This is a genomic window from Pseudomonas sp. TWI628 (assembly GCF_039673865.1).
Classification (GTDB): Bacteria; Pseudomonadota; Gammaproteobacteria; order Pseudomonadales; family Pseudomonadaceae; genus Aquipseudomonas.
The window spans coordinates 39472-64806 of the sequence record NZ_JBDJMM010000010.1 but is presented as its reverse complement, the minus strand read 5'-3'; the positions used below and the strand labels follow the sequence as shown (position 1 = coordinate 64806).

At 65.3% G+C, this 25335-nt stretch carries 19 protein-coding genes; 5 read left to right on the top strand and 14 right to left on the bottom strand.

Annotated elements, in window-relative coordinates:
• Positions 1 to 38 precede the first annotated feature (38 nt).
• The 3 genes from ABE528_RS09750 (at position 39) to ABE528_RS09740 (ending at position 1740) form a co-directional block, all read left to right on the top strand.
• The gene (locus ABE528_RS09750) at positions 39 to 329 is read left to right on the top strand and encodes a DUF5629 family protein (protein WP_152955785.1); all 291 of its coding nucleotides are present in this window, start codon (positions 39 to 41) and stop codon (positions 327 to 329) included.
• Positions 295 to 1425 (top strand): lactonase family protein, encoded by a 1131-nt coding sequence (locus ABE528_RS09745; RefSeq protein ID WP_346652845.1) that lies wholly within the window; start codon positions 295 to 297, stop codon positions 1423 to 1425. Before ABE528_RS09750 ends, ABE528_RS09745 begins: the two co-directional genes overlap by 35 nt.
• Positions 1426 to 1563: 138 nt before the next feature.
• The gene (locus ABE528_RS09740; RefSeq protein WP_178120052.1) at positions 1564 to 1740 is read left to right on the top strand and encodes a hypothetical protein; all 177 of its coding nucleotides are present in this window, start codon (positions 1564 to 1566) and stop codon (positions 1738 to 1740) included.
• Positions 1741 to 1759: 19 nt separating this feature from the next.
• On the opposite strand, the gene ABE528_RS09735 is transcribed toward ABE528_RS09740, so the two are convergent.
• Genes ABE528_RS09735 through ABE528_RS09725 form a run of 3 tightly spaced genes read right to left on the bottom strand, consistent with a single transcriptional unit; the run spans position 1760 to position 7229 of the window.
• The gene (locus tag ABE528_RS09735; RefSeq protein ID WP_346652804.1) at positions 1760 to 2353 is read right to left on the bottom strand and encodes a glutathione S-transferase; all 594 of its coding nucleotides are present in this window, start codon (positions 2351 to 2353) and stop codon (positions 1760 to 1762) included.
• Positions 2350 to 5994: an AAA family ATPase gene (locus tag ABE528_RS09730; protein ID WP_346652803.1), complete on the bottom strand. Its 3645-nt coding sequence runs from the start codon at positions 5992 to 5994 to the stop codon at positions 2350 to 2352. The genes ABE528_RS09735 and ABE528_RS09730 overlap by 4 nt, the downstream gene beginning before the upstream one ends.
• Positions 5991 to 7229, bottom strand: coding sequence for an exonuclease SbcCD subunit D C-terminal domain-containing protein (locus ABE528_RS09725; protein ID WP_152955788.1), 1239 nt, complete (start codon positions 7227 to 7229; stop codon positions 5991 to 5993). Before ABE528_RS09725 ends, ABE528_RS09730 begins: the two co-directional genes overlap by 4 nt.
• Positions 7230 to 7461: 232 nt before the next feature.
• Between ABE528_RS09725 and ABE528_RS09720 the strand changes: the two genes are divergently transcribed.
• A complete protein-coding gene (locus ABE528_RS09720) occupies positions 7462 to 7893 on the top strand; it encodes a DUF2628 domain-containing protein (protein WP_346652802.1) in 432 nt (143 codons plus the stop codon).
• A 383-nt stretch (positions 7894 to 8276) separates the two neighbouring features.
• On the opposite strand, the gene ABE528_RS09715 is transcribed toward ABE528_RS09720, so the two are convergent.
• The 10 genes from ABE528_RS09715 to ABE528_RS09670 all read right to left on the bottom strand — a co-directional run bounded on the left by ABE528_RS09715 (position 8277) and on the right by ABE528_RS09670 (position 19125).
• Positions 8277 to 9902, bottom strand: a complete 1626-nt coding sequence (locus tag ABE528_RS09715; protein WP_346652801.1) for a BatD family protein — start codon at positions 9900 to 9902, stop codon at positions 8277 to 8279.
• A complete protein-coding gene (locus ABE528_RS09710; RefSeq protein WP_346652800.1) occupies positions 9899 to 11617 on the bottom strand; it encodes a tetratricopeptide repeat protein in 1719 nt (572 codons plus the stop codon). Before ABE528_RS09710 ends, ABE528_RS09715 begins: the two co-directional genes overlap by 4 nt.
• Entirely contained in the window at positions 11614 to 12690 is a 1077-nt protein-coding gene (locus tag ABE528_RS09705) for a VWA domain-containing protein (protein ID WP_152955796.1), read from the bottom strand. Before ABE528_RS09705 ends, ABE528_RS09710 begins: the two co-directional genes overlap by 4 nt.
• On the bottom strand, positions 12683 to 13177 hold the full coding sequence (locus ABE528_RS09700; RefSeq protein ID WP_152955797.1) for a DUF4381 domain-containing protein: 495 nt from the start codon (positions 13175 to 13177) through the stop codon (positions 12683 to 12685). Before ABE528_RS09700 ends, ABE528_RS09705 begins: the two co-directional genes overlap by 8 nt.
• Positions 13174 to 14118 carry a DUF58 domain-containing protein gene (locus ABE528_RS09695; protein ID WP_152955798.1) on the bottom strand — a complete coding sequence of 315 codons (945 nt, stop codon included), beginning with the start codon at positions 14116 to 14118 and terminating at the stop codon, positions 13174 to 13176. Before ABE528_RS09695 ends, ABE528_RS09700 begins: the two co-directional genes overlap by 4 nt.
• 3 nt (positions 14119 to 14121) lie before the next feature.
• Positions 14122 to 15081, bottom strand: coding sequence for a MoxR family ATPase (locus tag ABE528_RS09690; RefSeq protein WP_027919334.1), 960 nt, complete (start codon positions 15079 to 15081; stop codon positions 14122 to 14124).
• A gap of 147 nt (positions 15082 to 15228) precedes the next feature.
• A complete protein-coding gene (locus ABE528_RS09685; protein WP_346652799.1) occupies positions 15229 to 16560 on the bottom strand; it encodes an MFS transporter in 1332 nt (443 codons plus the stop codon).
• Positions 16561 to 16618: 58 nt separating this feature from the next.
• Positions 16619 to 17812 (bottom strand): L-2-hydroxyglutarate oxidase, encoded by a 1194-nt coding sequence (gene lhgO / locus ABE528_RS09680; protein WP_346652798.1) that lies wholly within the window; start codon positions 17810 to 17812, stop codon positions 16619 to 16621.
• Between the two features lie 104 nt (positions 17813 to 17916).
• Complete coding sequence (locus tag ABE528_RS09675) at positions 17917 to 18627, bottom strand: FadR/GntR family transcriptional regulator (RefSeq protein WP_346652797.1); 711 nt, start codon at positions 18625 to 18627, stop codon at positions 17917 to 17919.
• A gap of 144 nt (positions 18628 to 18771) precedes the next feature.
• On the bottom strand, positions 18772 to 19125 hold the full coding sequence (locus ABE528_RS09670) for a hypothetical protein (protein WP_152955802.1): 354 nt from the start codon (positions 19123 to 19125) through the stop codon (positions 18772 to 18774).
• 275 nt (positions 19126 to 19400) lie between these two features.
• Here ABE528_RS09670 and ABE528_RS09665 point away from each other — a divergent pair, with 275 nt between their 5' ends.
• A complete protein-coding gene (locus ABE528_RS09665; protein ID WP_152955803.1) occupies positions 19401 to 24266 on the top strand; it encodes an NAD-glutamate dehydrogenase in 4866 nt (1621 codons plus the stop codon).
• Between the two features lie 85 nt (positions 24267 to 24351).
• Here ABE528_RS09665 and ABE528_RS09660 read toward each other — a convergent pair whose 3' ends face one another.
• Positions 24352 to 25170, bottom strand: coding sequence for a pyruvate, water dikinase regulatory protein (locus ABE528_RS09660; RefSeq protein WP_054885785.1), 819 nt, complete (start codon positions 25168 to 25170; stop codon positions 24352 to 24354).
• Positions 25171 to 25335 lie beyond the last annotated feature (165 nt).

Here is a 25335-nt window from a genome sequence, read left to right as displayed (position 1 = left end):
CGGGTTATACTGCCCGCTCATTTTTGATCGGTATCCCCATGTCCCCCCTCGCCACCGCCCTCGCATCCTGCGACATGCTCCTGATCGACGGCCTGCACGCCTTCGACTTCACCTGCGACGAGTCCGGCCTGACCATCGAGTGTATGGATGGCCGCCAGCGTCGCCGCTGGTCCTTCACCCCTGAGCAGATCGCTGCCGCCGTCGGTGCCAATGATCAATGGCAACTCAACGATGTTCAGGGCGAGCATCGTCTAGTCTGTATGAGTGCCTTTCGCGCCCCGGATGAAGACGATGATGAACCGGATCTGGACGAGCCTGCTGACCGCTAGCCTGATGAGCCTGACAATCACCGCCCACGCCGCCACGTTGCTGGTGGGCAGCTACACCGACGGCCAGAGCCAGGGCATCTACCGCTACACGTTCGACAGCAAGACGGGGCAGATCGCCCCAACGCCGCAGCAGGTGGTCAAGAGCGTCAGCCCGTCGTGGCTGGTGCTGTCGGCCGACCAGCGCCAGTTGTTCGCAGTCAATGAAACCCGCAACGGCCATGTCAGCAGCTTCAGCGTCAGCGCCAAGGGCGAGATCAAGCCGCTTAACCAGGTGGCCAGCCGTGGCGACGAGCCGACCCACGCCAGCCTGAGCCGCGACCAGCGCTACCTGTTCGTCGCCAACTACGCCGTCGCGCCCGACCCGGGCGGCAGCCTGGTGGTGATCCCGGTGGCCAAGGACGGCAAGCTCAAGGACGTGGTGCAGCAGCTGCGGCACAAGCCCAGTGGCGTCAACCCCGAGCGCCAGGCCGGGGCCCACGTGCATTCGCTGGTGCTGTCACCGAATGGCCTGCACCTGTATGCCTGCGACCTGGGTGCCGACAAGGTATTCATCTATCGTTACGACGGCGCCAGTGTCGATCACCCGTTGAGCCCGGCGATCCCGGCGTCGGTGGACCTGCCGCCCGGAAGCGGGCCGCGTCATCTGCTGTTCGATGCCAAGGGCCAGCATGCCTACCTGACGCTGGAAATGAGCGGCGAAGTGGTGATGTTCGACGTCAAGGACGATGCTTTGCTGGAACGTCAGCGCCTGCCGCTGAGCGACCAGCAGGACGCCGCCGCCAAGGCCTCGGGTGGCCTGCACCTGTCGGCGGACGGGCGCTTCCTGTATGTCAGCAACCGCGGCACGGCTAACCAGATCGTGGTGTTCAGCGTGGGCAAGGCCGATGGCCAGCTGACCTTCCTGCAGCGCCGCTCGGTGGAAGGCGACCACCCGCGGGAGTTCGCCCTGGACCCGAGCGACAACTTCCTGCTGGTGGCCAACCAGAAGAGCAACCAGATCGTGGTCATGCGCCGCGACCCGCGCAGCGGCAAGCTGGGTGAGACGGTGCAGGCCTTCAGCCAGGATGCGCCTTCGGATCTCAAGTTCATCGAGTGAGGCTTGCTACAAGGACTATCGATACGGGTAATAATCCTTACCAGCGCAAAGAATTTCTGCGGGCGACCTCAGCGGCGTAAGTTTGACCCAAGGCCCAAGCGGCTGAACGTCAAACCACTCCAGTCGAGGTCAGCCATCATGAACTTCAATCTCTTCCCCGTGATTGCCGCATCCGCCATCTCCGCGTCTGTCGTGCTGCCGGCCCATGCCCATGCCGACAGCAGCAAGACCACGGCCACCCACAGCTACACCGAGCAGTACCTGCGTCAGAGCGCCCATTTCCATGCGGCCTTGAGTGGCAAGCACAGCCACTGACCCAACCCGCTTACAGGGTTCACTTGGCCATCACTGACTTGAACAGCTGCGACGCCAACCACCCCTCCAGCCAGCTCCGCACTCGCGGATAAGCCGCCTCGGCGAACCACAGCGGTTCGACCCCGGCAAACTGGCGCATCAGGGGCAGCAGCGCGGCATCGGCAAGGCTCGGGTGATCGGCCAGCAAGTACGGCCTGCCTTCGAGCAACTGTTCAAGCGCCGCCAACCAGGCTTCGGCCTGCTGGCGATAGTGCTCGCGTGAGTACTCCGGGTAGCGCTCGGCGTACTTGTACAGGTTCACCTGCGCCTTGAACGTGCTGTCGTTGCGGGCAATCAGCGCCTCGGCGTGCTGCGCGGCGGCCGGGTCGGCTTGCAGGCGCCAGTCCTGTGGGTCGTGCTGTTCGAGCGCCCAACGCATGATGTCCAGGCTCTCTTCCAGTACACCGGTACCGGTATCCAGCACCGGCACCGTGCCTTTGGGCGACAAGGCCAGCAGCTCTGCCGGCTTGTTCTTCATCGCCACCTGGACGATCTCCACCGCACAGCCGGCATAGCGCAGCGCCAGGCGCGCACGCATCGCCCACGGGCAACGGCGGAACGAGTAGAGGATCACCCGCACACCTCCACGTCGCTCAGGCCATTGCCCTGGCGGCGCACCTGGATCTGCACCGGAATGCGCTCGTGCATTTCCTGCACGTGGGAGATCACCGCGACCTTGCGGCCTTGTGCCTGCAGGCCGTCGAGGGCGTCCATGGCCAGTTGCAGCGACTCAGGGTCAAGGCTGCCGAAACCTTCATCAATGAACAGCGACTCGATGCGCAGGGTGCTTGAGGCCATCGATGCCAGGCCCAGGGCCAGTGCCAGCGAGACCAGGAAGGTTTCACCACCGGACAGCGAGTGCACCGAACGCAGTTCGTCGCCCATTTCGGTGTCCAGCACCAGCAGGCCCAGGGCACTGCCGCCGCGCTTGAGGCGGTAGCGGCGCGCCAGCTGGCGCAGCTGGGCGTTGGCGTGGTGCAGCAGCAGGTCGAGGTTGTAGCCCTGGGCGATCTTGCGGAACACGTCGCCCGAGGCAGAGCCGATCAGCGCGTTCAGACGCGCCCAGCGCTGCCATTGCTGGTGGGCCTGCTCGATTTCCCCGGCCAGGGCCTGGCTCGCCTGCTGGCGGCGCTGGTCGTCAGCCTGCTGTGCGCGCAGTTCGGCGCATTGCTGTTCATGGCCGGCCAGCCGCTCGCGCAGCGCGCCCAGCGCTTGCTCAAGGTCTTCGACCGAGGCCTCGACGCTCATCTGCGCGGCGTGTTGCTGCAGGCGCTGTTCGCGTTCCTGGAGCAGCACACGGCTCTGCTCGATGGCTTTCTCGGCACCTTGCAGGCACTGGCGCAGCTCGGCCAGCTGGGCGTCGTCGATGGCCAGCAGGCGATCCAGCCCGGCGTCGTCCAGCTCCGGATGCTCGGCGCGCCACTGGGCGATGTCACCCTGCAGCTGCTGGCACTCGCTTTCCAGCGCCTGCTGCTGCTGGATATTGGCCTTCAGTTCGCTGGCCAGTTGCACACCTTGGGTACGCAGATCCTGCAGGCGCTGGGCGGTGTCCGCGTCGACGGCGCGGGCCTGTTCCAGCTGGCTGTCCATGTGCAGTTGCCAGGCTTCAGCACTGGCCTGCTCGCCAAGCAGCTCGGCCAGGGCGGCCTGAGCCTGCTGCCGCTGCGTCTGGAGTGCCGCCAACTGCTGCTGCGCCTGCGCCAAAGCGTGCACGCGGGCTTGCTGCTGGTCGCGCAGCTTGTCCAGTTGCACTTGGCGTGTTTGCTGTTCTTGCAGCTCATCCTTGCGCTGCTCCAACTGTTGCAGGCGCTGGGCAATTTGCTGGTCAAGCGCCAGGAAGGCATTGGCCGGATCATCGCTCAAGGCATCGAGTACCTCGCCCGGGAGCACATCGGCCAGGTCCTTGAGGCTTTGTTCCAGCTGTTGTTCATCGCTGGCCAGGGCCTGGTGCTGCTGCTCGAGATGGCGCTGGGCCTGCTGCTGGGCTTGCTCTGCCGCCTGCAGCTGCTGGGTGAGGCGAGCGGCATCCTTCTGCAGGGCGAGCAGTGCACTCTGGCGCTTCTCGTCCTTGCCGATTTCTTCGTCCAGGCGCCGCAGCTGGCTGTCGAGCCAGGCGCTGCGGGCCTTGTCGTCCTGTGGGGCGAGGGCAGGCCAGAGGCTGTGCGCCTGCACCTGCGCCACCAGCGGCTGCAGCTGTTCGCCAAGCTGCTGCTGTTGCTGCTGATAGTCCTTGAGCTGGGCGTTGACCACGCCGAGCTGGGTGCGCAGTTCGACCAGCTTGCCGTTGAGGGTTTCGACCTGTTTCTGTGCGGCCTGTTCTTCAGCCTGGTCATGGCGACCGAGGCTCTGCAGCAAGGCTTCGGGTTGATGGAACGGGTGTTCGGCGCTGCCGCAGACCGGGCAGGGCTCGCCATCGCGCAACTGACCGCGCAGTTCTTCGACGCTGGTATTGCGTGCCAGACGCTGGCGTTCCAGCAACTGACGGGTAAGGCTGAGTGCCTGCTCGGCGGCTTCCAGCTCGGCCTTGGCCGCAGTCCCTTCGCCGATCAGTTGCTGGCGTTGCTGCATGGCCTGCTGCTGACGCTCGCGCAGGGCATCGAGCTGCTGGCGCAGTTCCAGTTCACGGCCATGCAGGCGCGACAGTTCCTCGACGGCGCGTTGCTGTTTGCGGTTGTCCTGCAGCATGTTGCCGAGCAGGTCGATCTGTTCGGCCAGGGCCTGGGGTTCGGCCTTGGCTTCGCGGAATAGCAGCTCGAAGTGGTCGCGCTGGGTCTGCAACTGAACATTGGCCTGGCTGGCCTGGGCCTGCAGGCCCGGCAGTTCCTCGCGGCCCTTGGCCAGGCGGCCACCGATCAGCATCACCTGCTTGAGTTGCGGCAGGTAGGCCTGCCAGGCATTGGCCAGGCCAGCCAGGTGCTGGCTGTCGGCCAGGGCCGTGTCGATCTGTGCCAGTTGCTGTTGGCTGCGTTGCTGGTTTTCTTCTGTTTGCTGCAGTTGCTGCTGGGCTTCGGCAACCTGCTGTGTGGCTTGCTCGCAGGCGCTGCGTTGCCCCGCCAGTTCCTGATCCAGACGCACCAGGTTGTCCTGGCCAGCGAAGGCCTGGCGCAGGCGCGGGGCATTTTCGCTGTGCAGGGTCTGGCTCTGCGCCAGGGCCTCACGAGACGCCAGCAGTGCCTGTTCCAGCGCTGCGGTACGCGTCTGCAGCTCGGTTTGCTGGCGCTGCTGCTCGGCGATCTGCGCCGCCAGCGGTGCCAGTTGCGCGCCGAGCATCCGCTGGCGGTGGAACTGGTGGCGCTGCGGCGCCAGGCGCTCCAGGCGTTGCAGGTCGAGGCGCTGCTCGGCCAGCTGCTGCCAGTGCTGTTCGGCGGCTTGCAGGGTGGCGCCGGCTTCGGCGTGCTGGGCCTGCAGCTGGCGTTGTTCATTGAGCCAGTTGCGTTGCTGCTCCAGCTCGCGCTCGCCGGCCTGGTCGGCCTTGAACTGCTGCAACGCCTGCTCCAGGCGCTGGTCGAGTTCGACGCGGGCTTCGGCGGCCATCGGCAGCAAGTGGCTGGCGCGCTCCTTCAGGGCATTGTGGATTTCGGCGGTTTCCCGAGCCTTGCTGAAGGCGCGCTGGCCGAGGCGGGTGTAGATGGCGGTGTTGGTGAGCTTTTCCAGCAGCTCGCTGCGCTCTTTGTCGTCGGCCTTGAGGAAGGCACCGAATTCACTTTGCGCCAGCATCACCGCGCGGGTGAACTGTTCGAAATTCAGGCCCAGGCGGGCTTCGATCAGTTGCTTGTATTCGTTCTTGCCACTGCCCAGCACCTGTTCGCTGTCCAGGTCGTACAGGCTCTGGCGGCTGAGCTGCAGCTTGCCATTGGCCTTGTCGCGGGCGCGGTTGGCTTCCCAGCGGGCGCGGTAACGGTGGCCGTCGATGCCGACGAAGTCGACTTCGGCAAAGCCGCTGCCGGTGCCACGGCGCAGCAGGTTGCGCGGGTCCGACGTGGGGATTTCGCCGTCGGCGTCCGGCACCTTGGCTTCGCGGCCGATGTCGTTCAGCCGCGGCACGGTGCCGAACAGGGCCAGGCACAGGGCATCGAGCAAGGTGCTCTTGCCGGCGCCGGTCGGCCCGGTGATGGCGAACAGGCCGGCGCTGGCCAGGGGCTCGGCAGTGAAGTCGATGTCGACCGGGCCGGCCAGGGATGCCAGGTTCTTCAGGCGGATAGCAAGAATCTTCATGGCTGTTCCTCTTCCAGCTGGACGTCCTGCAGCAGCAGGGCGAAATCGGCCAGGGCCTGCTCGTCGACGGGGTTGCCGTAGGCTTGCTCCCAGGCGCGGCTGAACAGGTCCTGTGGGGTCATTTGCGCCAGCTCGACGAATTGCAGGTCATCGTCTTCGCTGTTGTTGCGGCCGGCGTATTCGGCGCTGATACGGATCAACCGCACGGCCTTGCCTTCAAGCGCGGTTTCGATCTGCTGGCGCAGGTCGGGTTGCGGCTCATCCAGCACTACCCGCACCTCCAGCCAGGGCTGGCGATTGGGGTCTTCGAGCAGGTCGATTACCGGCAGCTCGGCCAGTTGCGCAAGCAGTTCGCCCAATGGCGCCGGGCCGACCCGTTGCAAGGCCACCGCACGCGGTACCGGGCGCGGCTCGACGCTGACCAGTTGGCTGCCTTCCAGCTCGACCTCCAGCACTTGGTGCGGGTAGTTGATTTCGGCGAACGACAGCGGAATCGGCGAGCCGCTGTAGCGGATGCGGCTTTCGCGGTTGACCTTCTGCGGCTTGTGCAGGTGGCCGAGCGCCACGTAGCTGATCGACGTGTCGAACAGCTTGGCCGGCAGGGCCTCGGCGTTGCCGATGATCAGGCTGCGCTCGGAGTCTTCGGACACCGCGCCACCGGCCATGTGTGCATGGCTGATGGCGATCAGTGCCTGGTCCTTCTTGCGCTTCTTCTGCGCCGCGCCAATCAGTTGCTGGTGCACCTGGGTGATGCCTTGCAGGTAGTCGTCGCCCAGCTGCGGGCCGGTCACTTCGGCCGGGCGCAGGAAGGGCAGGGCCAGGCACCAGGCGGCAACCTTGCCACGGCCGTTGGTCAGCGGGATCAGCAGGCGCTCGGCATCCAGCTGGCCCTCGTCGAGCCAGTGCACCCGGCCCAGCGCGTGGGTGCGCAGGCGGCGCATCAGCGCGGCGGGCAGCTCGATGCGCGAGCCGGAGTCGTGGTTGCCGGCGATCATCACGATGTCCAGCTTCGGCTGTTGCTCGTGGGCCTGGACGATGAAGTCGTAGAGCCGTTCCTGGGCTTTGACCGGCGGGTTGACCGTGTCGAAGATGTCACCGGCGATCAGCAGCGCGTCCGGCTGGCGCAGGCGCAGCTGGCCGAGCAGCCAGTCGAGGAAGCAGGCGTGTTCGAAGTCGCGTTCCTGGCCGTGCAGGCTTTGGCCCAGGTGCCAGTCGGAGGTGTGAAACAGACGCATGGATGACCTGTTGGTGTCGAGTCAGCAAGCCGGGGGCTTGGCGTGAATGATGGGCTTTGCGGAGGCGGGTATGGTAACCCAAGCCGGGGGACAAGGCATTTGCTCCCAGCGGGGCAAGCGATACATCCAGTCTCAATCGGCTTGTTTCGGGCACTTGCCTGAATTACGCTCTGAGCCGGCCAGGATAAGCTGGCCAGTGCACATGCATGGATGACAAGTTCAGGAGCTCCCCATGGAAGGTATCCCGCAAGCCCAACTCACCTCTGGCAACCTCAAGCCGAAATGGCAAGAGCGTTTCGCCTTCTTCGATCAGTACGGCAACCCGAGCAGCGCCGCCTACAAGGACGCCCTGAAAGCCGCGCCCATCGGAAAAAGGCTGCTGATCGGAATGAACTTCATCGCCTTCTTCTTCGGCCCGATCTACTTGTTCGTGCTAGGCCTCTGGAAAAAGAACCTGTCCCTGCTGGGCATCTCGGTAGTCGTCATTGTGGCGATTCAAATTTTGCAAGGTGCTACCGGCATCGCTATACCGCGGGCTCTGGATACCGGCATCAACGTGGCGATCAGCGTGATGTATGGCGTCCTGACCAACTATGCCTATTACCTGAAAAAGACCACGGGCAAGCAAGGCTGGAACCCATTCGAGGGCATGCGTGTCATTTGAAATCTTTGTAGTACGCAATAGTGTGCCCTGCGCCAAAGCGGTTGTGCGCAAATGCCAAAGGACGCATCGGCCCGAAACAGGATTGCGTCCGGACTTCCAGGGGGCTGGCGAGAGAGATTCAGCGCCTGTGAGATCGAGCGCCGCACGCGCGGCGCATCGCGGATAAATCTGCTCCATCTGTTTCGGGCCAATCAGTCCTGTGAGGTCACCGCTGTTCGCCTTGTTTGTAGGGCTTAAGATATGCGCCAAGGCGGCCAACCATGGCGTAACAGGTTCGGTATCTTGCAACAAATGAGCGGATTTATCCGCGATGCGCCGCGCGGGCGGCGCTCGATCTCAAGGGCGCTGAAAATTCCAAGGCATGCACCTCTGAGCCCCACCGCTCACTTCGGATAAAGCGGCGGCAAGCTCCCAGTCTCGCCCGCAGGCAACAACACCTGCTCCGCCGGCGGAATCGTGCCGATCGCCCGCCACAGATCCTCACCCTGCCAATACTGGCCACTCTCGCTATACAAAGCCCCGTTCAACCCATCCAGCGCATCCGACAACGGCACAAACCGCGCCGCCATCTCGGCCAGGGTCTCCGGCTGCTGCCGCGCCCAGGCATCGAGCGCCTGACGTGTAGCCTGCGGGTCGTTGGCCTGGCAGGCGCGCTTGAGATCGTCGAGCAAGGTACGCGGACTCGGCCCGTTCTGCGCAGCACGCAGCACCGCCGGCTGCGAGCGGGCGCGCCACCACAGGGCGAAACCCAGCACCGTGGTCAGGGCGAACAGCAGGGTGGCGAGCTGCCAGGGCCACAGCAGGTGGCTGGCACCGCTGCTGTCGCCAACCGGAGTGTCGGCGCTCAGCGCGGGGTTGTCCTGCACGTCCAGCATACGCGCCGGCAGGCTGCTCTGTTCCAGGTGGTCTTCGCGGGTATTCCACCAGGTAACTTCCACTGCTGGCAGGGCCAGCTTGCCGCTGTGGGTCGGCACCAGCGCTTCACGCTCTTCGCGGTTGGCGGTCATGCCGCGTTCGCTGATCTCGTTGCGCAGCACTGGCTGGTCCGGGTAGCGGCGCAGGCCGACGATCTCGGTGGCGGGCAGCTGTGGCAGCTGGGTGCTCGACAGGCCTTCGGCGCGTAGTGTGATGTTTCGGGTCAGCGAGTCGCCGATCTGTGGCTGCTGGCTGGCCGGGTCGGGGTTCCAGTGTTCTTCCAGGCTCAGGTCACGTGCCGGCAGCCACGGCACATTGGCCGGCCAGGCGGCGGGGATAGGGCGCACGGCCAGGCGCAGCGGTAGTGAACTGACCTGCACCTGGCGGCCAACCCGGGCAGCGCCGGCAGGTTGCTGAGCGTTGTCGGCGGCGGTGGCGGTGAAGGTCAGCGGTGGAATGTCCAGGTCGCCGCTCTGCTGCGGATACACCGCGTAGCGGGTTTCGATCACCCCGTGGCGCACGCCGTTGATTTCCTTCTCGTAGGTGCGCGACTCACCCAGCGGCTCGACCTTGGCGTTTTCCAGCTGCAGCGGGCTCAGGCTGCTGTCGTCGTACAGCGACACCGAATGGTAGATGCGCAGGGTCAGCACGGCCTGGGCCTGGACGTATACCTCGTGGCTGTCCAGGGTGGCTTCGACGAAGACTTGCGAGGCGACTTCCGGGCGGCTGGCGTCGGCCTGCAGCACTTGCAGGTCGATGGCCTGGCTGTGCGACTGGCCCAGTTGCAGCTCGGGGATACGCAGGCTGCCGCTGTGCCGGGGCAGCAGGGTGATGATCCAGCGGGTGCTGGCGCGGGTTTCGCCATCAAGGGTGTGCAGGCTGTTCAACTGGCGTGTGCCGCGCACTTCGAAGTCGCTGTCCAGGGCGCGCAGGTCGGGCTTGCCGAACTGGGTCACGTCCTGGCTTTCGAGTGTCAGCTCAAGGGTTTCGCCGGCTTCCAGGCGCGTGCGGTCGACGCTGGCCTGCAGCGTGGGTAGGGCCTGGGCCATGACGGCCCACAACAGGCAGAGAAGAAAGACGCCGAAGCGACTCATCGTGTTTTTTCCTGATGCAATTGCTGTTCATACCAGAATTTGCGGCGCAACAACTCCGCCGGGTTGTCGGGGATCTCTCGCAGCCATTGTTCCAGGGCCTGGCGCTGTTCGGCATCGAGGCTGGTCGATACCGGGCGCTGCGGCGGCTGGGTGATGCTGTCGTCATCGCCGCCCTGGTTGCCAGGCGCCGCCTGGCTGTTGTTGCTGCCTTCACCGGGTTGTTGCGCGCTGGCCTGTTCTTCACTGCCGGGCGTGCCTTGGGCAGGGCTGCTGGCCGAGCTGCTGTTGCCTTCGGTTTCGTTGCCTGGGGTGCCTTGGGTGTCGTTGTTGGCCGGTTGTTCTTCGGCCTGGGCTTCGCGTTGCTGCAGCAGTTGCTGCACCAGCGCCTGGTTGGCCAGTGCCGGCTGCAGGTCGGGCTGGCGCTCCAGGGCCTGTTCGTAGGCATCCAGGGCGGCTTCCAGTTCGCCGCTGCGGGCCAGGGCATTGCCTCGATTGTAGTGGGCTGCGGCGCTGTCGCCCTGGGCAAAGGCCTCGGCGGCGCCGGCATAGTCGCCGGCCTGGTACAGCGCCATGCCGCGCCATTGCGGGTCCTGAAAGTGCCGGGCGGCGTCTGCCGGGCGTTGCTTGCGCAGCAGCATCTGGCCCTGTTGATCGGGGCGCAGCCACAGGTCGTTGAGTTCGAATGCCTGGCTCGGCTGTGGCAGGGCCAGCAGCAGTGGCAGGCAGAACAGCCAACCGCGGCGCCCGGCACAGGCGGCCAGCAGCAACAGCGGCAGTAACAGCCAGTAACCCTGGTCGGCCCAGCTGTCCAGTTGCAGGGTCTGGCCGGCATCGCGCAGGTGGCGCGGGTTGTCGAACAGGCCCAGGCCGCGCAGGTCGAGGTCGTCGATGCGGGCATGGCGGTAGCGCCCGCCGGTGCCACTGATGAAGGCCTTGAGGCTGGCACTGTCGAGCCGCGGCAGGAGGATGCCACCCTGGTCATCCTTGAGGTATTCGCCATTGGCCTGGCGCACTGGCGCGCCGTCGCCGGTGCCGATACCGAGCATCAGCAGGCTCGGGCCCTGGCGGCCGAGGGCCTGGGAGATGCCCTGGCGCTCCGGCGCGCTCAGCGCCGAGCCGACCAGCAGCAGGCGACCCTGGCCGAGGCCGCTCTGGGCCAGCAGGGCCAGGCCTTTCTGCACGGCCAGGTCGGCGCGCTGGCCAGGTTGGGGCATGATCGACGGGTCGATGGCTTCCAGCAGGTTGCGCGTGGTACCCAGGTCATCCGACAGCGGCACCAGAGTGTGCGCACTGCCGGCGTAGACGATCAGCGCGGTCTGGCTGTCATTGCGGTGTTCGAGCAAGTCGAGGATCTTGCGCCGGGCCTGTTCCAGGCGGTTGGGCGCAACGTCTTCGGCAAGCATCTGTGGGGTCAGTTCGAGCAGGATTACCAGCGGGTCGGCCGGGCGCTGGCGGGTTTCTTCCAGGCGCTGCCAGCTCGGCCCGAGCAGGGCCAGCACCACCAGCAACCAGGCCAGGCCCAGGGCCACCCAGGGCAGTTTGCTGTTGCTGCCGCTGCCGCCGCCGAGCAGCACCGGGTGGAAGGCTGGTGGCAGGATCATCTGCCAGCGCCCGGCGCGCTTGCGCCGGTGCCACAGCTTGAACAGCAGCCAGCCGAGCAGGGGCACCACCAGCAGCCAGAGCGGGCGCAGCCATTGTGGCCAGAGATCGATCATCGCCGTTTCCTCAGGCGCAGGCGTTTCAGGCGCTGGCGCCATTCCGGATGGGGCTGCAGGAAACGCGGCTTGCGCAGCACCTTGTGCAGCAGGTTGTCGGGCCATTGCACCGCCACCACCAGCAACACGCTGAGCAGCAGGGCCAAGGCCAGCGGCCAGGCATACAGGGCTTTGGCCGTGCGCGCCTGGGTCGGCTGTTGAGCAACCGGTTCAAGCTGATCGAGGGTATCGCCGATGGCGTTCAGCTCGGCGCCGTCATGGGCGCGGAAGTAGGCGCCGTGGGTGATGTCGGCAATTTCCTTGAGCGACGCTTCATCAAGGTCCAGGCTCGGGTTCAGGCCGAGCAGGCCGGGTGTGCCGCTGGCCTCGGGGTTGGCGCCGATGCCGATGGTGTAGATGCGCACGCCTTCCTGGGCGGCCAGGCGGGCGGCGGTCAGCGGGTGAATCTGCCCGCCGTTGTTGGCGCCGTCGGTGACCAGCACCAATACCCGGCTTTGTGCCGGGCGCTGGCGCAGGCGCTTGACCGCCAGGCCGATGGCGTCACCGATGGCGGTGTTCTTGCCAGCGATGCCGATCTGCGCCTCGTCGAGAAAGGTGCGCACGGTGCGCCGGTCGAAGGTCAGCGGCGCTTGCAGGTAGGCCTGGCTGCCGAACAGGATCAGGCCGACACGGTCGCCTTGGCGGTCCTGCAGGAAGTCGCCGAGCAGTGCTTTTACCAGGTCCAGGCGGCTGATGTCTTCGTCTTTCCATTGCATGTCGGGGAAGTCCATCGAGCCCGAGACATCCACCGCCACCAGCAGGTCCCGGCCACTGGAGGCCACCGGCACCGGTTCGCCAAGCCACTGCGGGCGGGCGGCGGCCAGCAGCAGCAACAGCCAGATCACGACATACGGCGCCTGCTGGCGCAGGGTCGGCAGGTTCAGGCGTGCGCGGCGCCCGGCCAGGCCTTCGAGTTCATCGAGGAAGCCGACCTTGAGCACCGGCTCGCCGCTGTCGGCAGCGGGCAGCAGCAGGCGCGCCAGCCACGGCAGCGGCAGCAGTGTGAAGATCCACGGCCAGGCCAGTTCAAACATGTTTGCGAATCCAGGTTTCGACCGCCTGGCTGAGCCCGACGATGGCCTTGTCGTCAAGTTTGCACTCGGGCTTGTAGGCGCCTTCGACCAGCACCATCCAGCGGGTCAGGCCGGCGGCCGGGCAGCGGTTGTCGAGAAAGGCCAGCCACTGGCGGCCGTTCAAGGTATGGCTGTTGGCGCCGGGGTAGTGGTTGCGGCACAGGCGCTTGAGCAGGGCGTTGATCTGCTGCAGCCAGGCGCCGGCCGGGGCGCCGTCGTAGGGGCGCGGCAGGCGGGCGAGTTCGGCCAGGGCTTCCAGGCGCACCGGGTCGAGCGGCAGCTCGGCGCGCACCACCGGGCGCTTGCCCGGGCGCCAGCGGCGCAACCGCCACAGGCCCCAGGCCAGCAGCGGCAGCAGCGCGAGCAGCAGCCACCAGCCCGGTGCTGGCGGCCACAGGCCGATCGCCGGCGGTGCGATCAGCGGTTGTAGCTGGTCCAGCGGGTTCATTGGCCACTCCCGGGGCGCTGGGCGTTCAGGTATTCGCGCAGTTGTTCGATCATCTCGCTCTGGGTGCTCAGCGGCATAAGCACTACGCGCAGCTTCTGCGCCATCAGCTCCCAACGCTCGATGCGCGCTTCGGCCTGTTGACGGTAGGCCTGGCGCAGGTTGGCGTCCAGGGTGTCGAGCTCCAGCTGCGCACCGCGCTGGGCGAAACGCAGCAGGCCGGCGGCGGGCAGGGCGTGGTCGAGCGGGTCGGACACTGGCATCAGCAGCAGGTCGCAATGGCGCGAGAGCATCGCCAGGTGTTGCTCGGCCTGGGCGCTGAGCGAGCGTTCGTCGCAGATGACGATGGCCAGGCTGCCGGGGCGCAGCACTTCACGGGCGCGGCGCAGGGCCAGGCCAAGGTTGTCGGCCTGCGGCGCAGCTTCGGTGTGCAGGGCCTGGTTGACCTTGGCCAGGCGGTTGAGCAGCTGCAGCAGGCTCTGCTTGCTGCGCCGTGGCTTGATCTCATGGTGCTCGTTGTCGCCGAATACCAGCCCGCCGATACGGTCGTTGTGGCCCAGCGCGGCCCAACCGAACAGCGCGGCAGCCTCGGCTGCGAGCACCGACTTGAACATCAGCCCCGAGCCGAAGAACAGGCGCTGGCTTTGCTCGACGAGGATGAAGATCGGCCGTTCGCGTTCTTCGTGGAACAGCTTGGTGTGCGGCTCCTGGGTGCGCGCGGTAACGCGCCAGTCGATGTTGCGCACATCGTCACCGGCCTGGTACACGCGCACCTGGTCGAAGTCCACGCCGCGCCCGCGCAGCTTGGAATGGTGCAGGCCGACCAGCGGGCTGCGCTGGCCAGGGCGGGAAAACAGCTGGATCTCGCGCACGCGGTGGCGCATGTCGATCAATTCGGTGAGGCCGATGCGGATGCCGGGTTCGGCCTGCTGCGTGGTGGGCATGGGTCAGGCGACGGCCACGACGTCGAGAATGCGCTGGACCACGCGGTCCTGGTCGATCCCCGCGGCTTCGGCTTCGAACGACAGGATGATGCGGTGGCGCAGCACATCGAACAGCACCGCCTGGATGTCTTCCGGGCTGACGAAGTCGCGCCCGGCCAGCCAGGCATGGGCACGGGCGCAGCGGTCAAGGGCGATCGAGCCGCGCGGGCTGGCGCCATAGGCGATCCAGTCGGCCAGCTCGGCATCGAACTTGGCCGGAGTGCGGGTGGCCATCACCAGCTGCACCAGGTATTCCTCCACGGCGTCGGCCATGTACAGGCCAAGGATCTCCTTGCGCGCGGCAAAGATCGCCTGCTGGCTGACCCGGCGCTCGGGCTTCACTTCACCGCCCAGTGCTTCGCCACGGGCCTGGGCGAGGATGCGGCGCTCCACGGCGGCATCGGGGAAGCCAATCTTCACGTGCATCAGGAAGCGGTCGAGCTGGGCTTCGGGCAGCGGGTAGGTGCCTTCCTGCTCGATCGGGTTCTGCGTGGCCATCACCAGGAACAGCGGCGACAGGTCGTAGGTGCTGCGGCCCACGCTGACCTGGCGCTCGGCCATGGCTTCGAGCAGCGCCGACTGCACCTTGGCCGGGGCGCGGTTGATTTCGTCGGCCAGCACCAGGTTGTGGAAGATCGGCCCCTGCTGGAACACGAAGCTGCCGGTTTCCGGGCGATAGATCTCGGTGCCGGTGATGTCGGCCGGGAGCAGGTCGGGGGTGAACTGGATGCGGTGGAACTGCGCCTCGATGCCTTCGGCCAGTTCTTTGATGGCCTTGGTCTTGGCCAGGCCGGGCGCACCTTCGACCAGCATGTGGCCGTCGGCCAGCAACACGATCAACAGCCGCTCGACCAGCTTCTCCTGGCCTAGGATCTGGGAGGAAAGAAAGGTGCGTAGCGCGATCAGCGCTTCACGGTGTTCCATCGGCGGCGGTTCCTGGGATTGCGCCAGGTCGCGGGCGACCTGGCAGGGGCTGATACTTTAATCTATCCAGGGGGGCGCCGACCAATGAAGGCCGGGATTTTTATCGCTGCCACGGTCGCTGCAGGGCGCGCCCGCACGCTTTTCGGCTCAGTTCTTCGAGGTGGAGTGCCTGCGCCCCTGGTCGCACAGGGCAAACACCACCACCAGCACCCCGGCAATCGCCAGGATCAGCGCCACGCCATCGGTGGAATGGGTAGCCGACCCGGCCACCAGCGCCAAGCCGCCCAGCGGCGCCAGGCCACCGGCTACCGCGGTGCCGATCTCACGGCCGGTACCAAAGCCCGACGAGCGCGTCTGGGTCGGGAATTGGCGGCTTAAGAACGAACCCTGCGGGGCGAACATCATCGGCGCGAGGATGCCGGTGCCGATCGCGATGGCGATGTAGATCTGGGTGGGCTCACCGGTGCTCAACAGCTGCAGGAACGGGTAGGCGAACAAGGCCGACAGGACCCCGCCGAGCATCAGCACGGTCTTGCTGCTCCAGCGGTCGCACAGCCAGCCGAAGAACGGCACGGCGAAGATCGCCACCAGGCTGGCGATGGTCACCGACAGCGAGGTGACATGCGCTTGCACGCCCTTGAACTGGGTCAGGTAGGCCAGCGAGAAGGTCTTGAAGATGTAGCTCAGCGCGTTGTAGCCGATGGCCACGAAGAACACCACGGCCAGGCCTTTGAGGTCGTTCCTGAACAGCAGCTTCAGCGGCGACACCTGCGGCTTGCTGCTGTCGGCCTTGTCGAGTTCCTTGAAGTCCGGCGTCTCGGGGATGCTCTTGCGCACCCACAGGCCGACCGCCACCAGGGCGATGCTGGCAATGAACGGGATGCGCCAGCCGCCGGCGAGGAGGAAGTCGTTGCCGTTCATGGTCAGCATGTACACGGTCAGCGACGACAGCAGCAGCCCCAGGTTGAGCCCCAGCGCGGGCCAGGCGCCCTGGCTGCCGCGCTTGCCTTCGCTGGCATGCTCGTAGGAGGTCACCGCCGCGCCGGACAGCTCGGCCCCTGCGCCCAGGCCCTGGATGATGCGGATCACCACCAGCAGGATCGGTGCCCAGATGCCGATGGTGGCATAGCTTGGAATCAGCCCGATCAGCGCCGTGCACACGCCCATCATGCAGAAGGTGATCACCAGCACATGCTTGCGCCCGAAACGGTCGCCCAGGTAGCCGAACAGGATGCCGCCGAAGGGGCGGGCGATGAAGCCGATGGCGAAGGTGGAGAAGGCCAGTAGCGAGGCCACCGCCGGGTTGCTGGCATCGAAGAAGATCTTCGAGAACACGATCGCGGCCATGGTCGCGTAGAGGTAGAAGTCGTACCACTCCAGCATCGAGCCGAAGATGGTTGCCGCCGCCACCTTGCGCAGGCGCTTGCGTTGCTGTTGCGGGGTCTCGTGCGCGGCCGGGGCCGCCTCATGTACCGACATGGGGGGTTCCTTATTGTATTTGTAGTTGCGTCTTTTTGGGTTAAGGGTGAAGCAGATTTCAGCAGGCCTTGAGGATCTTCTCGGCGATCATCTGGCCGATCGGAATGGCCGAAGTGGCAGCCGGCGACGGGGCATTGCAGACATGCACCATGCGCGGGGTTTCGGCGAACAGGAAGTCATGCACCAGGGCCCCGTCGCGCATCACCGCCTGGGCGCGAATGCCCGCCTCGTAGGGCAGCAGGTCTGCCACTTGCAGCGATGGGCAGTACTTGCGGCACTGTTCCAGGTAACCGCGCTTGAACAGTGAGTTCTTCATCTCGGTGGTGCCGGAGCCGAGGTTGTTCCAAATGGTTTTCCAGAAGCCCGGGAAGCTGGCGTACTCGGCCACGTCGCGCCAGTTGGCCGAAAACTTGCGGTAGTTCTCACGGCCGAAGCCGAGCACGGCATTCGGGCCGACAGTGACGCTGCCGTCGATCATGCGTGTCAGGTGCACGCCGAGGAACGGCAGTTCCGGGTCGGGAATCGGGTAGATCAGGTGGTTGACGATCTGGTTCTTGCTGGCCGGCAGGCGGTAGTACTCGCCGCGGAAGGGGATGATCTGATGGTCGATCTTCACCCCGGCCAGGCGCGCCAGGCGGTCGGACTGCAGGCCGGCGCAGGCCACCAGCCGGCGCGCGCGCCAGGTGTGGCTGTCGGTGCCGATGGCGACATGGTCAGCGTGCTCCTGGATAGCGCGCACGCGGGTCGACAAGTGCACCTCGCCGCCGGCCTGGCGGATCACCTTGGCCATGGCGTTGCACACCTGGGTGTAGTCGACGATGCCGGTGGCATCGAGGAACAGCGCGCCCTTGCCGACGATGTTCGGCTCACGTTCAGCCAGCGCGGCGGCATCCAGGCGCTCGACCTTCAGGCCGTTCTGCTGCGAGCGCTCGTACAGCGCCTGCATGCGTTGCACTTCAAGGTCGTTGGAGGCCACCAGCAGCTTGCCGCAGACCTCGAAGGCGATGCCGTGCTCAGTGCAGAAGTCCTTGGTCGCCTGGGCGCCGCGCTTGCACAGGTCGGCCTTGAGGCTGCCCGGTGCGTAGTAGATGCCCGCATGGATCACGCCGCTGTTGTGGCCGGTCTGGTGGCGGCCGAGGCTGGCTTCCTTCTCCAGGATCAGCAGGGATGCGCCCGGGCGCTGTTCGAGCAGGGCCATCGCGGTGGCGAGGCCGACGATGCCGCCGCCGATGATGCAGTAGTCGTAGGTCATGCAAGAGTACCTTGGTGTTCTTGTCAGTGGGTCTGCTTATCAGGTTGTCAGACTAAGTAGTGCGCAAAAAAGGCCCGCGTCAGGGCGCGTTGGTTTCTCCGGGGTCAGTCGAGGGCGGGGAGGTCGATCTTCAGGCGCTTGGCCGAGGCGCGCAGGTGCGCTTCGGCGCAAGCTGCGGCCGCCTGGCGGTCGCCATCGGCGATGGCCTGGTACAGCGCCTGGTGCTCGCGGTTGGCATCGGCCGAACCGCCCACCGAGTGGGCGGCGGAGTTTTCCCAGGCGGTGCGCCGTGCGCTGGCCAGCTGGCCGCCGAGGAAGTCGTGGAAGGCCACGAAGTAATCGTTCTTGCTGGCTTCGGCAATCGCCCGGTGGAAGGCCACGTCGGCGGCCGAGGCGGTGGCGAAGTCGCTGCGCTTGTCGAGCATTTCCTGCAGGGCCTTGGCCATGTGCGCCAGGTCCTGCTCGTCGCGCCGGCGGGCGGCGATGGCGGCGGCCTGGGTTTCGATCCACAGGCGCATTTCGAACATCTGCGTAAGGTCCGGCTTGCGGCCATTGCTGCCGGGGAAGCGGAACACGGTGCCGGCTGGGGTTTGCGAGATGTAGGAACCGAGCCCGCGACGAGCGATCAGCACACCATCGGCCTTGAGCTGCGCTACCGCCTCGCGCACCACCGAGCGGCTGACGTTCAGCTGTTCGGCCAGTTGCTGTTCGGTGGGCAGGCGCGATTCGGCGGCCAAACGGCCGGAATCGATCTCGGCGCGGATGGCGCTGACAACCCGGTCTACCAGGGTATCGGGGCGCTGGAGCTCTAGCATGGAAGCGGTTGCCTAGTGATCAGGTTGTCAGACAATGCCTGTGGTAGGGCAGAGGTGTCAATGGATTATCTGCTTTGCAGGCCCGGCCTCTTCGCGGGTTCATCGGGGCGCCGAACCGCCGCGAAAGGGCCGGAACAGGAAGACTCAGAGCTCGCTGACGAAGGTGCCCGTGCCTTCGAGGATGTTCTTCAGCGTCAGCGCCACTTCCTCAAGGTCGGTCCCCGCCGAAGTCAGTACGATCTCCAGCGCCTCATCCCCTTTCAGCGCATCGCGATCCCCGGCCGCCACTTCGATCAGCAGGCGCTGTGCACTCAAGGTCACCTTCAGCCCATCCAGCGTCGACGGCTCGTCATCCAGGGTCAGGTCGACGGTGTCTTCATCCGGGTAGCGGGTCAGCAGAAACATCTGCCCCTTGTCGCTGTGGCAGCACAGGGTCGCCATGTTGTCTTCCTCGTCATCGCAAGGGGTGGCGAACAGCAGGGCGGTCTTGATTTGCATGGCAACGGCTCGGGCTTCTGGAAATGAGAGGGAATTCTGACAGCCTTGCACACATCCATAAACGTAAAGTTGCCAGCCCTTGACCGAAATTGTCGCAGCCTCGCAAGCGGCAATGACCGCTCAGTCGTTAAGCTTCCGCGAGCCCTGAACGTACCTGTCACGTTCTACGTCTGGTTTTTACCGTCCGGCTTGCCATGGGTTGGCTATCGTTGATCCGTACATGGCGGACGTGCGCGACGCTTCAACTATTACAAAGCCCAAGCGGAGTACCACAGATGGCCTTCTTCACCGCAGCCAGCAAAGCCGACTTCCAGCATCAACTGCAAGCGGCCCTGGCGCAGCACATCAGCGAACAGTCCCTGCCACAAGTGGCGCTGTTCGCCGAGCAGTTCTTCGGCATCATCTCTCTGGACGAACTCACCCAGCGCAGGCTTTCGGACCTGGCCGGCTGCACCCTGTCGGCATGGCGCATCATCGAGCGCTTCGACCCCGAATACCCGCAAGTGCGGGTGTACAACCCCGATTACGAACGCAATGGCTGGCAATCGACCCACACCGTGGTCGAAGTGCTGCACCACGACCTGCCGTTCCTGGTCGACTCGGTGCGCACCGAGCTGAACCGCCGCGGCTACAGCATCCACACCCTGCAGACCACGGTGCTCAGCGTGCGCCGGGGCGCCAAGGGCGAGCTGCTCGAACTGCTGCCCAAAGGCACCCAGGGCGAAGGCGTGCGCCATGAGTCGCTGATGTACCTGGAGATCGACCGCTGCGCCAATGCCGCCGAGCTGACCGTGCTGACCCGCGAGATCGAGCAGGTGCTGGCCGAAGTGCGCGTGGCGGTGGCGGATTTCGAGCCGATGAAAGCCAAGCTGCGCGAAGTCGTCGCCGAGGTGGAAAACACCGCCTACGGCCCGGCCCAGCATGAGAAGGGCGAGGTAAAGGCCTTCCTCGAATGGCTGCTGGACAACCACTTCACCTTCCTTGGCTATGAAGAATTCACCGTCCAGGCCGACAGCGACGGTGGCCAGATGGTCTATGACGAGCAGTCGTTCCTCGGCCTGCCGCGCCGCCTGCGGGTGGGGCTGACGGCGGAAGAACTGCGCATCGAAGAATACGCCGTGGCCTATCTCAACGAGCCACTGCTGCTGTCGTTCGCCAAGGCCGCACATCCCAGCCGCGTGCATCGCCCGGCCTATCCGGATTACGTGTCGATTCGCCAGCTGGACGCCGATGGCAAGGTTATCAAAGAGCGCCGCTTCATGGGCTTGTACACCTCGTCGGTGTACGGCGAGAGCGTGCATGCCATCCCTTACATCCGCGTGAAAGTCGCTGAAGTCGAACGCCGTTCCGGCTTCGACCCGAAAGCGCACCTGGGCAAGGAGCTGGCCCAGGTGCTCGAAGTGCTGCCGCGTGACGACCTGTTCCAGACGCCGATCGACGAGCTGTTCAATACCGTGATGTCGATCGTGCAGATTCAGGAGCGCAACAAGATCCGCGTGTTCCTGCGCAAGGACCCGTACGGGCGCTTCTGCTACTGCCTGGCCTACGTGCCGCGGGAGATCTACTCCACCGAAGTGCGGCAGAAGATCCAGCAGGTGCTGATGGAGCGCCTGAAGGCCAGCGACTGCGAGTTCTGGACCTTCTTCTCCGAATCGGTGCTGGCGCGCGTGCAGCTGATTCTGCGGGTCGACCCGAAGAACCGCATCGACATCGACCCGCAGCAACTGGAAAACGAAGTGATCCAGGCCTGCCGCTCGTGGCAAGACGACTACTCGGCGCTGGTCATCGAGAACTTCGGCGAAGCCCAGGGCACCAATATCCTCGCTGACTTCCCCAAAGGCTTCCCGGCGGGCTACCGCGAGCGCTTCCCGGCGCATTCGGCGGTGGTCGACCTGCAGCATGTGGTGGCGCTGTCCGAGAACAAGCCGCTGGCGATGAGTTTCTATCAGCCCCTGACCCGCCTGGGCGACCGCCTGCTGCATTGCAAGCTGTACCACGCCGACACCCCGCTGGCGCTGTCGGATGTGCTGCCAATCCTGGAAAACCTCGGCCTGCGCGTACTCGGCGAGTTCCCTTACCGCCTGCGCCACGCCAGCGGGCGCGAGTTCTGGATCCACGACTTCGCCTTCACCTACAGCGAAGGCCTGAACCTGGACATCCAGCAGCTCAACGACACCCTGCAGGATGCCTTCATCCACATCGTCAAGGGCGACGCCGAGAACGACGCCTTCAACCGCCTGGTGCTCACCGCCGGCCTGCCATGGCGTGACGTGGCGTTGCTGCGTGCCTATGCCCGGTACCTCAAGCAGATCCGCCTGGGCTTCGACCTTGGCTACATCGCCAGCACCCTGAACAACCACACCGACATCGCTCGCGAGCTGACCCGGTTGTTCAAGACCCGTTTCTACCTGGCGCGCAAGCTCACCAACGAAGACCTGGACGACAAGCAGCAGCGCCTGGAGCAGGCGATCCTCACCGCCCTGGACGATGTCCAGGTACTCAACGAGGACCGCATCCTGCGCCGCTACCTGGACCTGATCAAGGCCACCCTGCGCACCAACTTCTACCAGCCGGATGCCAACGGCCAGAACAAGTCGTACTTCAGCTTCAAGTTCAACCCCAAGCTGATTCCCGAGCTGCCCAAGCCTGTGCCGAAGTTCGAGATCTTCGTCTATTCGCCACGGGTCGAGGGCGTGCACCTGCGCTTCGGCAACGTCGCCCGCGGCGGCCTGCGCTGGTCGGACCGCGAGGAAGACTTCCGCACCGAAGTGCTGGGCCTGGTGAAAGCCCAGCAGGTGAAGAACTCGGTGATCGTGCCGGTCGGCGCCAAGGGCGGCTTCCTGCCGCGCCGGCTGCCGCTGGGCGGTACCCGCGACGAGGTCGCTGCCGAGGGTGTGGCGTGCTATCGCATCTTCATCTGCGGCCTGCTCGACATCACCGACAACCTCAAGGACGGCGGCGTGGTGCCGCCGGCCAACGTGGTGCGTCACGATGACGACGACCCGTACCTGGTGGTGGCGGCCGACAAGGGCACCGCGACCTTCTCCGACATCGCCAACGGCATCGCCATCGACTATGGCTTCTGGCTCGGCGATGCGTTCGCCTCGGGCGGCTCGGCCGGTTATGACCACAAGAAAATGGGCATTACCGCCCGTGGCGCCTGGGTCGGCGTGCAGCGCCACTTCCGCGAGCGCGGCATCAATGTGCAGCAGGACCCGATCACCGTGATCGGCGTCGGCGACATGGCCGGTGACGTGTTCGGCAACGGCCTGCTGATGTCCGACAAGCTGCAACTGGTGGCGGCGTTCAACCACTTGCACATCTTCATCGACCCGAACCCGGACCCGGCCACCAGCTTCGTCGAGCGCAAGCGCCTGTTCGACCTGCCGCGCTCGGCCTGGAGCGACTACGACAGCAGCATCATGTCCGAAGGCGGCGGGATCTTCCCGCGCAGCGCCAAGAGCATCACCATCAGCCCGCAGATGAAGGAACGCTTCGCCATCGAAGCCGACCGCCTGACCCCGACCGAACTGCTGCACGCGCTGCTCAAGGCGCCGGTCGACCTGCTGTGGAACGGCGGTATCGGCACCTACGTCAAGGCCAGCAGCGAAAGCCACGCCGATGTCGGCGACAAGGCCAACGATGCACTGCGGGTCAACGGCAACGAACTGCGCTGCAAGGTGGTGGGCGAGGGCGGCAACCTTGGCATGACCCAGCTCGGCCGTGTCGAATTCGGCCTGCATGGCGGCGCCACCAACACCGACTTCATCGACAACGCCGGTGGTGTGGACTGCTCCGACCACGAGGTCAATATCAAGATCCTGCTTAATGAAGTGGTGCAGGGTGGCGACATGACCGAGAAGCAGCGCAACCAGCTGCTCGGCAGCATGACCGACGAAGTGGCCGGCCTGGTGCTGGGCAACAACTACAAGCAGACCCAGGCGCTGTCGCTGGCTGCCCGCCGCGCCCGCGAGCGGATCGCCGAATACAAGCGCCTGATGGCTGACCTCGAAGGCCGTGGCAAGCTGGACCGGGCCATCGAGTTCCTGCCGTCCGAAGAACAGCTGGCCGAGCGCCTGGCTGCCGGCCAGGGCCTGACCCGCGCCGAGCTGTCGGTGCTGATCTCGTACAGCAAGATCGACCTCAAGGAACAGCTGCTCAAGTCGCTGGTGCCGGATGACGACTACCTGACCCGCGACATGGAAACCGCCTTCCCGCCGTCGCTGGTCAGCAAGTTCGCCGAAGCCATGCGCCGTCACCGCCTGAAGCGTGAAATCGTCAGCACGCAGATCGCCAACGACCTGGTCAACACCATGGGCATCACGTTCGTCCAGCGCCTGAAGGAGTCGACCGGCATGAGCCCGGCCAACGTCGCCGGCGCCTATGTGATCGTGCGCGACATCTTCCACCTGCCGCACTGGTTCCGCCAGATCGAGGCACTGGACTACCAGGTGCCGGCGGAAATCCAGCTGACCCTGATGGACGAACTGATGCGCCTGGGCCGCCGTGCCACCCGCTGGTTCCTGCGCAGCCGGCGCAACGAACAGGATGCCGGGCGCGACAGCGCGCACTTCGGGCCGAAGATCGCCCAGCTGGGGCTCAAGCTCGACGAGTTGCTGGAAGGCCCGACCCGCGAGCGTTGGATGGTGCGTTACCAGGGCTTCGTCGATGCCGGTGTGCCAGAGCTGCTGGCGCGGATGGTTGCCGGTACCACCCACCTGTACACCCTGCTGCCAATCATCGAGGCCTCGGACGTGACGGGGCATGACCCGGCGCAGGTGGCCAAGGCGTTCTTCGCCGTGGGCAGCGCGCTGGACCTGACCTGGTACCTGCAGGAAATCAGCAACCTGCCGGTGGAAAACAACTGGCAGGCCCTGGCCCGCGAGGCGTTCCGCGACGACATAGACCTGCAGCAGCGGGCGATCACCATCTCGGTCCTGCAGATGGCCGATGCGCCGGAAGACATGGACGCCCGGGTGGCGCTGTGGGCTGAGCAGCACCGGGTGATGGTCGAGCGCTGGCGCGCCATGCTCGACGACCTGCGCAATGCCACCGGCACTGACTATGCGATGTACGCGGTGGCCAACCGCGAGCTGGTCGACCTGGCGATGAGCGGGCAGGCGGCGGTGGTGCCGTCCTGAGCCTTTTAGTGAGGTAAAACAAAGCCCCGGCAGTGATGCCGGGGCTTTTTTGTATTCCTGTGCTGGCCTCTTCGCGGGTGCAGGCTTACTTGAACCGCCGCTCCACACCTTTCTCGACGAGGATCTTCGCCGAAATCTCTTCCACCGAGAAATGCGTGGAGTTGATGTTGGGAATGTTCTCCCGGCGGAACAGGTTCTCCACCTCGCGCACCTCGAATTCGCACTGGGCAAAGCTCGAATAGCGGCTGTTGGGCTTGCGCTCGTGGCGGATGGCGGTCAGGCGGTCGGGGTCGATGGTCAGGCCGAACAGCTTGCTGTGGTGCTTTTTCAGCACCGCCGGCAACTGCAGGCGCTCCATGTCGTCCTCGGTCAGTGGGTAGTTGGCGGCGCGAATACCGAACTGCATGGCCATGTACAGGCAGGTCGGGGTCTTGCCGCAGCGTGACACGCCGACCAGGATCAGGTCGGCCTTGTCGTAGTAGTGGGTGCGTGCGCCGTCATCGTTGTCCAGGGCGAAATTCACCGCCTCGATGCGTTCCATGTAGTTGGAATTGCCACCAATGGAGTGCGATTTGCCCACGGAATACGACGAATGGGCAGTCAGTTCCTGCTCGAGCGGGGATAAAAACGAAGAAAAGATGTCGATCATGAAGCCGTTCGACGTCGCCAGGATCTCACGGATGTCCTGATTGACGATGGTGTCGAAGATGATCGGCCGCATGCCGTCGCGCTCTGCGGCAGCGTTGATCTGCTGCACCATGGTCCGCGCTTTTTCCGGGCTGTCGATGTACGGGCGGGTGAATTTATTGAACGGAATGCTCTCGAATTGAGCGAGCAGGCTCTGGCCCAGAGTTTCGGCGGTGATGCCGGTGCCGTCGGAGATGAAGAACGCGGTTCGTTTCATTTGCGATCTGGGCCTTAAGCTGATGTCGTTTCTTGGATATGATAAGTTCGGTTTGCCGAATGCGGCTGTCGGCATTCTGCCATATTTTGCGAACCTATTTTCCAGGTACAGGCCACAAGCGTCCGGCCCAGTCAACGAAGGCAGGCGGGCGCCCTTGAGCTTTTC